General features: G+C 59.1%; 9 protein-coding genes. All 9 read right to left on the bottom strand.

The window, feature by feature from the left end; genetic code table 11:
* Nucleotides 1-487: 487 nt before the first annotated feature.
* The 9 genes from PRZ01_RS18980 to PRZ01_RS18940 all read right to left on the bottom strand — a co-directional run bounded on the left by PRZ01_RS18980 (nucleotide 488) and on the right by PRZ01_RS18940 (nucleotide 9,473).
* Complete coding sequence (locus PRZ01_RS18980; RefSeq protein WP_273598419.1) at nucleotides 488-1,993, bottom strand: tripartite tricarboxylate transporter permease; 1,506 nt, start codon at nucleotides 1,991-1,993, stop codon at nucleotides 488-490.
* A 10-nt stretch (nucleotides 1,994-2,003) separates the two neighbouring features.
* Nucleotides 2,004-2,468 carry a tripartite tricarboxylate transporter TctB family protein gene (locus PRZ01_RS18975; protein ID WP_273598418.1) on the bottom strand — a complete coding sequence of 155 codons (465 nt, stop codon included), beginning with the start codon at nucleotides 2,466-2,468 and terminating at the stop codon, nucleotides 2,004-2,006.
* 116 nt (nucleotides 2,469-2,584) lie between these two features.
* On the bottom strand, nucleotides 2,585-4,375 hold the full coding sequence (locus tag PRZ01_RS18970) for a GspE/PulE family protein (protein WP_273598417.1): 1,791 nt from the start codon (nucleotides 4,373-4,375) through the stop codon (nucleotides 2,585-2,587).
* Complete coding sequence (locus tag PRZ01_RS18965; protein WP_273598416.1) at nucleotides 4,372-5,169, bottom strand: spermine/spermidine synthase domain-containing protein; 798 nt, start codon at nucleotides 5,167-5,169, stop codon at nucleotides 4,372-4,374. Before PRZ01_RS18965 ends, PRZ01_RS18970 begins: the two co-directional genes overlap by 4 nt.
* Nucleotide 5,170: 1 nt before the next feature.
* Nucleotides 5,171-5,686, bottom strand: a complete 516-nt coding sequence (locus PRZ01_RS18960; RefSeq protein ID WP_273598415.1) for a DNA-deoxyinosine glycosylase — start codon at nucleotides 5,684-5,686, stop codon at nucleotides 5,171-5,173.
* A 3-nt stretch (nucleotides 5,687-5,689) separates the two neighbouring features.
* Nucleotides 5,690-6,529 (bottom strand): TatD family hydrolase, encoded by an 840-nt coding sequence (locus PRZ01_RS18955; RefSeq protein WP_273598414.1) that lies wholly within the window; start codon nucleotides 6,527-6,529, stop codon nucleotides 5,690-5,692.
* A 54-nt stretch (nucleotides 6,530-6,583) separates the two neighbouring features.
* Nucleotides 6,584-7,453 carry a formyltetrahydrofolate deformylase gene (gene purU / locus PRZ01_RS18950; protein ID WP_273598413.1) on the bottom strand — a complete coding sequence of 290 codons (870 nt, stop codon included), beginning with the start codon at nucleotides 7,451-7,453 and terminating at the stop codon, nucleotides 6,584-6,586.
* 51 nt (nucleotides 7,454-7,504) lie between these two features.
* Entirely contained in the window at nucleotides 7,505-8,224 is a 720-nt protein-coding gene (gene lolD / locus PRZ01_RS18945) for a lipoprotein-releasing ABC transporter ATP-binding protein LolD (protein WP_273598412.1), read from the bottom strand.
* Complete coding sequence (locus PRZ01_RS18940; protein WP_273598411.1) at nucleotides 8,217-9,473, bottom strand: lipoprotein-releasing ABC transporter permease subunit; 1,257 nt, start codon at nucleotides 9,471-9,473, stop codon at nucleotides 8,217-8,219. The genes lolD and PRZ01_RS18940 overlap by 8 nt, the downstream gene beginning before the upstream one ends.
* Between the last annotated feature and the right edge of the window lie 193 nt (nucleotides 9,474-9,666).

Raw genomic sequence — 9,666 nt, 5'->3', positions numbered from 1 at the left:
CTTGATGCTTGTCACCAAACATCAGCACTCTTCTTCAAACGCCCACGCTTATCGGCTGTGAATTATTAAAGAACTCAAATCAACCAAACCCTAGAGTTCAATCAATTCGTTGCAAGCAGACTCTGAAGTCTTGCTTGTCGCCATCAACTTGTCGTCAACAGCACAGAAGCGAGATTATGACTTGTTTTTACTAAACTCGTCAAGTGTTTTAAACAATTTATTCAACAACTTGTTTAAAACGCTTTCAATCAACACCTCTCTTCGCCACCCCTGACTTTCATCAGTCAGCCGCTTCGAAAGAAGCAACTTGTCAGCAGCGAAGCCCTCTACTGTAGCACAGGAATTTTCGGCGCGCACCACTTTTTTCAAAAACATACCACGCACGTGCGTTGTCTCGCTGGATCTCGTGCGGAGAAGAATTACGAGCGAGCGATTTGACACCTATTGCGGCGCCTCAACTGAGTTCAAACACGATCAAGTTCAGGTTTCAGTCTACTTGAATCTTTCCATCCCGGTCACTCGTGGTTCTGGGTAGCAGGACCACGATCACCATGACCATGGCTGCGATCAGCAATCCAGCAGACAAGGGTCGGGACAGGAAGGTGCTCCAGTCGCCCTCGGACAGCAGCACTCTGCGCAAGTTATCTTCCATCATTGGGGCCATGATGAACCCGAGCAGAAGCGGGGCCGGCTCACAGTTCAATTTGTAGAACATGTAGCCAATCAATGCGAACACGGCCGTCATGTAGACATCAAAGCTGTCACCCTTGAGCGCGTAGGAAGCAATGCAGCAAATGACAACCAGGACTGGGAACAAGAGACGATAGGGGACCGTGAGCACCTTGCTCCAAATGCGAATCAGCGGAAGGTTCAAGACCACCAGCATCAGGTTGCCTACCCACATGGAGACGACCAAACCCCAGAACAGGCCTGGATTGCTGGTCATGACCTGCGGGCCCGGCTGTATGCCCTTAAGGGTCATCGCACCGATCATCAGGGCCATGACAGCATTCGGCGGAATGCCCAAAGCCAGCATGGGAATGAAGCTGGTTTGCGCGCCTGCGTTGTTGGCAGACTCCGGTCCAGCGACGCCCTGAATCGCTCCTTTACCAAAGGGTACACGGGGTCGTTTGACGACTTTTTTCTCAAGTGTGTAGGACGCGAACGAGGCCAGCAGGGCCCCACCACCGGGCACGACACCCAACACCGCCCCCAGTGCAGTGCCGCGCAGAACCGAGGGCCAGGCTTCTTGAAAGTCCTGCCGCGTCGGCCGAAGCTCGTTCATGCTGGCAGTGAGCACTTCACGCTCCGCCTCGGCTTGTCCAAGATGGGCAATGATTTCTCCCAGGACAAACAAACCCATCGCGATTGCAACGAATCCGATACCACCTCTCAGCTCCGCGATGCCCATGGTAAAGCGTGGCGTGCCCGACAACGCATCAGTGTTGACTTGCCCGAGCAACAGCCCCAGGACAATCATGGCGATGGCCTTGACCAAGGAGCCTGATGTCAGCACCACAGCACCCACGAGCCCCAACACCATGAGTGAGAAATACTCGGCAGGCCCAAAGCTAGACGCCAACACAACCAAGGGCCGAGAGAGCGTAACGATGAATACGGTTGCCACACATCCGGCAAAAAAAGAACCCAAACCCGCCACGGCAAGTGCTGCACCGGCACGACCTTGCCGCGCCATTTGATGGCCATCCGTCGCGGTCACCACAGAACTCGACTCGCCCTGCACGTTGAGCAAAATGGCGCTGATCGAGCCGCCATATTGGGCGCCGTAATAGATGCCAGCAAGCATGACCAAGGCGGGCGTAGCGTCCAAGAAGTAGACGAACGGCATCAGCATGGCGAGGGCGGCCACCGGCCCCAAACCGGGCAACACCCCCACCAAGGTGCCCAGCAACGCCCCTGCAAAAGCGTACTGCAGGTTTTGCCAGCTCATGGCAATGTGCAAACCTAAGGTGAGGTTGTCGAGCAATTCCATCGCTCTGCCCTCACGCACCGACCATCGCGGGCCACACCGGAATGCTCAATTTCAATCCCCAGACAAACAGCAACCAACTCGCCAGCGTCAAAATCAGGCTGTACAGCACGGTTTCTTTCCAACGAAATTCAGCGCTCGCCAGACCCAGCATCAGCACCATGGCAGGCAGCGTCAGCATCAGGCCCAGTGTTGGCAATGCGAGGCCAAAAAATACGAGGGCGGCAACGATGAGCAATAAAGGCCTCCAGGCAATCGCCCCAATCGGGTCACCACCATCAGATTCAATGCTGAGCGCCTTGAACAAGATCAACCCTCCCAACAAAGCCAGCAACACGCCCAAGAAGAATGGGAAGTAAGCCGGCCCGGGTTGCGCGGCCCCGCCAAATTTGTAGTGCATCGCGCCCCAAGCAAAGGCCACGCCGACCAGCACAAACAGCAGGCCTGACCAAAAATCGCGTTGGCTCTTGATCTTCATCGTCTATTCCGTGGTGTGCTCAAGCAGATACAGGGGCCTGTACAAGTCTCAGTTAGGCTGGCTCATTCTAGAAAGCATGGCATTGCCCGCAACACGATGGGCGACGCGATAGGGGCTTAACTTTGCCATTGCGGCGTGCTGCGCAAGATTTCTTCCAAAGTAGTCGAGCCTTCTGCAACTTTCATGGCCCCCGCCAAACGCAAGGGGCGCAGGCCCTCCTGCATCGCCTGGCGTCGCAACGCTGACAAATCAGGCGTCGGGTGCAGGTGGGTTTTGATCGTTTCGCTGACCGTCAACAACTCATACAGACCCGCACGCCCTCGATACCCGGTGTGCCGACACTCCAGGCAACCAACCGGTTTGTAGGGCTTGACGCCACCGTTCATGCGCCAGTGTTTGAGCATTTCATTCAAAGTGTCACGGGTCACGCTCGGATCAGGCACCTTGCAGTGAGGGCAAAGCGTACGCACCAGGCGCTGCGCCAGCACGCCAATCACGGTGGCACTGATCAAGTAAGACGGCACGCCCAAATCAGTCAAGCGCGTGATGGCTGAAGCCGCATCATTGGTGTGAAGGGTTGAAAACACCAGGTGCCCAGTCAAGGCCGCTTGAATCGCCATCTCCGCGGTGGCGAGGTCACGAATTTCGCCCACCATGATGATGTCGGGGTCTTGCCGCATCAAGGCGCGCAGCCCTTCAGCAAAGCCCAGGTCCAACGCACTTTGAACTTGCGTCTGATTGAAGGCCGGCTCGATCATTTCAATCGGGTCTTCAATGGTGCAGACATTCACCTCATCGGTTGCAAGGCGCTTGAGCGTCGAGTAAAGGGTGGTGGTTTTGCCGCTGCCTGTGGGGCCGGTCACCAAAATGATGCCGTGCGCCTGGCTGACGAGTTTTTCCCACCGCTCACTGTCATGGCCGGAAAATCCCAGCATGGTGAGATCCTTGACCGCCGTATCGGGGTCAAAGATGCGCATGACCATTTTTTCGCCAAACGCAGTGGGCAGCGTGGAGAGCCGCATTTCAACTTCATCGCCCGCTGGGTTGCGGGTTTTAATGCGCCCGTCCAACGGCCGCCGCCGCTCCACCACGTCCATGCGCCCCAGCAATTTGATGCGCGAGGTCATGGCGCTCATCACCGTGGGTGGCAACTGATACACCGTGTGGAGCACCCCGTCGATACGAAAGCGGATCACGCCCATCTCACGGCGCGGCTCCAGGTGAATGTCACTGGCGCGCTGATCAAAAGCGTATTGCCATAACCAATCAACCACCTGCACCACGCCCTGGTCATTGGCGTCAAGCTGCTTGTTGCTGCGCCCCAGCTCCACCAGTTGCTCAAAACTGGCCGCCTGATTGGACTCCCCCACCTTTGCCGCAGCACGCACCGAGCGGGCGAGCGTGAAAAACTCGGTGGTATAGCGCGCAATATCCAGCGGATTTGCCACCACCCGTTTGATGGGCTTGCGCATGTGCGATTCGATCTGCGCAATCCACGAGGTGTCAAAGGGCTCCGAGGTGGCAATCGTCACCTCGGTCAAGCCCACTTGGATGGGCAGGCAACGCTTGGCCTCGGCATAACCCACCGACATGACGTCGCTCACCCGCCCCACCTCCACCTTCAAGGGGTCAATGCGCAAGTAGGGCAGCTTGGCCCTGGCGGCCAGCCATTCGGTCAAGGCATCCACATCCAAAGCCTTGCCTGAGTCTTGGCGTGTCAGGCCAGCATTGCCCAAGCGCACCAGGGGATGAAGCGAGCTGTCTCCGGCGGCAAACCGGGTCTGGGTGCGCATGACCTGCGCCTCGTCGATCACCCCGTCCTCCTGCAGCCAGTGCAACATGGCCCGCCAATCCAGCCGCCCCTCAACCGATGCGGCCTTGGCTGCCGAAAGAGTCTTTGCGCTCATGTTCTAGGCTCGATTTCCAACTGTTGAATGAGGTTGAGGGGCAATGGCCTGACCAAACGCAGCCATTTGCGTGCCGGCAAGGCATACAGCGACTCGATATTAGCCGCTCTGCGTTCGAGTTCCTCCCGGTCCGGCACCTGCACGCCACGGCCGGCGACGACGATGGTGTTGCCTTCTTTGGTGGGCGCCAAACTCCACACCTGATCGGAGCCAAAGACCCGGGCGATGCGCAAGGCACTGCGCGCGAAACTGGCGTCGCGCCCGAACAAATTGACGGTCATCAGCCCGCCCTCCACCAGCAGTTGCCGGCAGTGGGCGTAAAACGCCTCGTCATCCAGCACCGGGGATGCGGCATCGTGGTCATACAAATCGATATTGAGCACGTCCACCGTCTGCACATGCTGCGGGTTTTCAACCCAACGCGCCGCATCCGCATTGACAACCATCAGCCGGGCATCATCTTCCGGTAGATGAAACCACGCACGGCAAGCGCTGATCACGGTGGGGTTGATCTCCACCGCGGTCGTGCGCATTCTCAGCACCTTGTGACAAAAGCGGGTCAACGCCGCGGCGCCCAGCCCCAATTGCAGCGCATGGCCGTCACGCAAGGATTCACTCTCCCGCCACAACATCCACACCATCATGCGCTGGATGTATTCCAGCTCAAGTTGCTGCGGCTTTCTAATTCGCATGGCCCCTTGCACCCAGATGCTGTCGAGGTGCAGAAAGCGAACGCCGTCGTACTCGGACAATGTGGCGGGCGCCCACACGGGCTTCTTGTTGCTCTTGCTCATATCACTCCAAAAGTCCGTGCTTCTCAAACACTTCACGCCATGCGGCCAACTTGCGCTCGAACGACCAACTCGCGTTTGCCGGGCTGGTCGACGGCAAGGTGTAAACCGGTAATCCCAAACCCTCGGTCACCCGCCGATAACGCGCAGATTCCCCGCCATTGTGGGCGATGGCACGCAAGCCCGGCATGCGCCCCGCCAGGCCCGGCAAGTCATTGAGTTGAGTAGCTTGAATGGCGCTATCCAGGCTCCCCTTGCGCTCGCAGGAGTCATAAACATCCCATATCGCAAGGCCACGCTCACAAACAAACGCCAAGCGCTCGGCGTAGCTCATGTGCATCAAATCGTGGCCCCAAAGCGAAGACAAAATAGGCCAGAACTGATTGCGGGGATGGCCGTAATAGCGTTGGCTGGCCAAAGACGCCGCACTCGGAAAACTGCCTAGCACCAGGAGCTTGGCTTGCACCGACCACACCGGCGGCAAGCCGTTCAAACGTTCGCCGGGCGCCGTCAATTCCATGGCCTAAGCAGCACCTTGCACGACCCGAGCCTGATCCCATGCCGCCAGCCTGGGCAGTGCAGCATAGGTGTTGCCCCTCACGATGGCGGCTGTCTCGGCCACTGTCCATCCGCGCAGCTCCGCCAGGCTGGCACCGATGCGGGGCAACTCACACGGCTCATTGCGGGCACGCACGCCCTGCGCCCGCTCCGCTGCTGACTTGTAAAGCCATTGTGGAGGAATGTCCGGTGCATCGGTTTCCAAAACCAGCGCGCTGGCCGGCAGTTGCTGCGCCAAACGCCGAATCTGCGCGGACCGCTCGAACGTCAGGGTGCCGCCAAACCCCAACTTGAAACCCAAGTCGACAAAGCGTTGCGCCTGGCTGTCGCTACCATTGAAGGCATGGGCGATGCCCCCGCTGACACCCACCCTCCGCAGGCCGGCTAGCAAGAGATCTGCACTGCGGCGCACATGCAAGATAACGGGCAGCTGGTATTTGCGCGCCAGCTTCAACTGCTCAATGTAGAAATGGGTCTGCCTCGCCACGTCCTGGCCGGGCACAAATAAATCCAAGCCAATCTCCCCAACCGCCACCAACTGAGGGTCGTCCCGGCAAGCCGACAAGCGCGCTTCCATCGCTGTCAAATCAGCATCACTGGCTTGCGAGGTGTAGAGCGGGTGAATGCCCAGCGCATACGCAAAACGATGCTGATGTGCCAGATCGTGCAGCGCCTGAAAACCGGCAACCGTCACGCTGGGCAGCACCATTTGAGGCACGCCCGCCGAGCGCGCGCGCGCCACAACGGCCTCGCGATCGTTATCAAACTCCGGCGCATCCAGGTGGCAATGACTATCAATCCACATGCCGTATCGCGATCAAGTTATGCAACCTGGATGGAACCGATGGAGACGGGTCAATTACTTGAACACCACTGTTCGATTGCCATTCATCAGCACCCGATGTTCGGCATGCCATTGAATGGCGCGCGCAAGCGTCATGCACTCGGTGTCACGGCCAATCGCCACCAGACGCTCGGGCTCAAGGCTGTGGTCGATACGCGCCACCTCTTGCTCGATGATCGGCCCCTCGTCCAGGTCCGACGTGACGTAGTGCGCCGTGGCGCCAATCAGTTTGACGCCCCGCTGATAGGCCTGGTGATAGGGCTTGGCACCTTTGAAACTGGGCAAAAAGCTGTGATGGATGTTGATGGCCCGGCCCGACAGGTCACGGCACAGCTCGGGCGACAGAATTTGCATATAGCGGGCCAACACGACGAGGTCGATCCGGTTGTCGGCCATCACCTCACGAATCTTGTGCTCTTGAGCCTGCTTTTGCACCTCCGTGGCGCCCAGCAATGGGAAGTAGTGAAACGGGATGTTGTGGGACGCAGCCAGCTGATAAAAATCGCGGTGATTGGAAACAATGGCCGGAATTTCAATGGGCAGGTGGCCCGTCTGCACGCGGAACAACAGGTCGTTCAAACAGTGGCCCAGCTTAGACACCAGCAGCAATACCCGCGTCTTGGCTTGCGCGTCCACCAGTTCCCAATCCATTTGTAGACGCAGGGCCAGCGGTTGAAAGGCCTCTCGCATGGCGCCCGGCTCTGCGCCCGCGGCACATTCAAACTCGATACGCATGAAAAACCGCTGGTGATCGGCATCCCCGTGCTGCGCTGAAGTCAGGATATTGCCCCCTTGCTCCAACAAAAAGCCCGTCACGGCATGAACGATACCGGCCTGGTCAGGGCAACTGAGCTTGAGGATAAAGCGTTTGGGAGAGGCATTCATGGTGTGAACTGCGTTTTGATTTTGAAAAATTGAAAACCCGACTCGCCCCGCTCAGGCGATTGCCCCGCGGGGCGCGGCAACGGTCGTCTGCACCTGACCGCTCACCAAATTGAGCTGCGACTGGCATTGGGCGGCCAGGCTGGGGTCATGCGTGACCATCACGAAAGCGGTGCCCTGCTCTTGCGCCGTGCTCAGCATCAACTCGAACACCGCCTGCGAGGTGCTGCGGTCCAGATTGCCCGTGGGCTCATCGGCCAGCACACAGGCCGGCCGCGTGACCAGCGCACGTGCGATGGCCACGCGCTGACGTTCACCACCCGACAATTCGGCCGGGCGATGCTGCAACCGCGCACCCAAACCAACCCGCGTCAGCAAGGCCACAGCTTGTTCACGCGCTTGTGCCACTGGCATGCGGCGAATCCGCAGGGGCATGCTTACATTGTCCAGCGCACTGAATTCAGGCAAGAGGTGGTGGAACTGGTAGACAAACCCCAGGTGCCGATTGCGCCACTCGCCTCGGGCTGTCTCGCTCAGTTGAGACATATCCTGCCCCATCAGTACAACGCGACCTGCGGTGGGCTTGTCCAGCCCGCCCAGCAAATGCAACAGTGTGGATTTTCCTGACCCTGAGGCACCCACAATGGCCAGAGTCTCGCCTCGGCGCACCGCCACATCAACCCCAGCCAGCACGCGCACATCCAGGGTGCCCTCTGAAAACCGCCGCTCCAGCCTAAAACCTTGCAGCACCCAATCCCGCGCTTGATTATTCATAACGCAAAGCCTCAGCAGGTTGCACACGGCTTGCGCGCCAACTCGGATAGAGCGTCGCCAAAAACGCCAAGATCAATGAAGTCACCACGATGGGCACGATGTCCGCGCTCTGCGGGTCGCTGGGCATCTTGTTGATCAAGTAGATGCTGCCCGGCAGGAAGCTGGTGTTGAGCAGGCGCTCAATGAAGGGCACGATCACATCGATATTGCAAGCGACCAGCAGCCCGAGGCCGACACCGGCCAGCGTACCGATCACGCCCGAAGTGGCCCCCTGCACCATGAAAATGCCCATGATCGAGCGAGGGCTGGCGCCCAAGGTGCGCAGGATGGCAATGTCGGCCTGCTTGTCGGTCACCGTCATCACCAGCGTGGACACCAGATTGAACGCCGCCACGGCGACGATCAAGGTCAGGATGATGCTCATCATGCGCTTTTCAACCTGCACGGCGTCATACCAGTTGGCGTTGCTGCGGGTCCAGTCGCGCACCCGGATTTCCGGGCCCATGCTGCGCGCCAATTCATTCCCCACTTCTCGCGCCTTGTAGACATCCTTTAAACGCAGTTGCACGCCAGACGGGCCGGTCACACGAAACAACTTTGCCGCGTCCTGCACGTGGATCAAAGCCATGCCGCTGTCGTACTCATAGTGACCCGCATTGAAGGTGCCAACGAGCGTGAACTGCTTCATACGGGGCAACGTGCCAGCGGGGGAGACATCGCCGCTGGGCGTCACCACGGTCACCTTGTCGCCCACGCGCAAACCCAGGGCGCGCGCCAGTTCAACGCCCAGCACGATATTCCAGGCGCCGGGCTGCAAGTGCTGCAGCACGCTGTCTTTCAACTGGGCGGCCAAGGGCGTGACGCCGCTTTCAGCCGACGGCTCGATCCCACGCACCATCGCGCCGCGCATTTCATCACCGCGCGCAATCAAAACCTGTGAGGCGATGAACGGCGCCGCCGCCTGGACCGCCGGGTTTTCGGCCGCCCGTGTAGCTGTGGCCTGCCAATTCGGCAAGGCGTCGCCGTTGTAACTCGTTAGCTCAACGTGGGCGATGACCGACAGCATCCGGTCCCGAACTTCCTTCTGGAAGCCGTTCATCACCGACAGCACGATGATCAGTGCGGCCACGCCCAAGGCGATGCCCAGCACCGACACCCCAGAAATGAAGGAAATGAAACGGTTGCGCCGCCCGCCCCTGCCGGCGCGCGTGTAGCGCCAGCCAATCTGCAACTCATAAGGCCAATTCATGCCGGCATGCTAACCGAGCCAGCACAGCCTCCTGTGGAAGACGTGCTGCAGCGCGTCAAATCCCCTCCACCTGATCGAGTAGGGTGAGGGATTGCTCCCTCAGCCCTCTCACACCACCGTACGTGCGGTTCCGCATACGGCGGTTCAAGCGGAACGCTGGAGATGCTGGTGGGTAGCCACCAGCGAGACAAGC

The organism is Roseateles koreensis (assembly GCF_028595305.1).
GTDB lineage: Bacteria > Pseudomonadota > Gammaproteobacteria > Burkholderiales > Burkholderiaceae_C > Paucibacter_A > Paucibacter_A koreensis.
This window is presented reverse-complemented; position numbering and strand designations above follow the sequence as displayed.

Coding starts and splice junctions, on each gene's coding strand:
- PRZ01_RS18975 (WP_273598418.1), bottom strand. CDS start 2,468: ATGAAGATCAAGAGCCAACGCGATTTTTGGTCAGGCCTGCTGTTTGTG.
- PRZ01_RS18940 (WP_273598411.1), bottom strand. CDS start 9,473: ATGAATTGGCCTTATGAGTTGCAGATTGGCTGGCGCTACACGCGCGCC.
- PRZ01_RS18980 (WP_273598419.1), bottom strand. CDS start 1,993: ATGGAATTGCTCGACAACCTCACCTTAGGTTTGCACATTGCCATGAGC.
- PRZ01_RS18960 (WP_273598415.1), bottom strand. CDS start 5,686: ATGGAATTGACGGCGCCCGGCGAACGTTTGAACGGCTTGCCGCCGGTG.
- lolD (WP_273598412.1), bottom strand. CDS start 8,224: ATGAATAATCAAGCGCGGGATTGGGTGCTGCAAGGTTTTAGGCTGGAG.
- purU (WP_273598413.1), bottom strand. CDS start 7,453: ATGAATGCCTCTCCCAAACGCTTTATCCTCAAGCTCAGTTGCCCTGAC.
- PRZ01_RS18965 (WP_273598416.1), bottom strand. CDS start 5,169: ATGAGCAAGAGCAACAAGAAGCCCGTGTGGGCGCCCGCCACATTGTCC.
- PRZ01_RS18970 (WP_273598417.1), bottom strand. CDS start 4,375: ATGAGCGCAAAGACTCTTTCGGCAGCCAAGGCCGCATCGGTTGAGGGG.
- PRZ01_RS18955 (WP_273598414.1), bottom strand. CDS start 6,529: ATGTGGATTGATAGTCATTGCCACCTGGATGCGCCGGAGTTTGATAAC.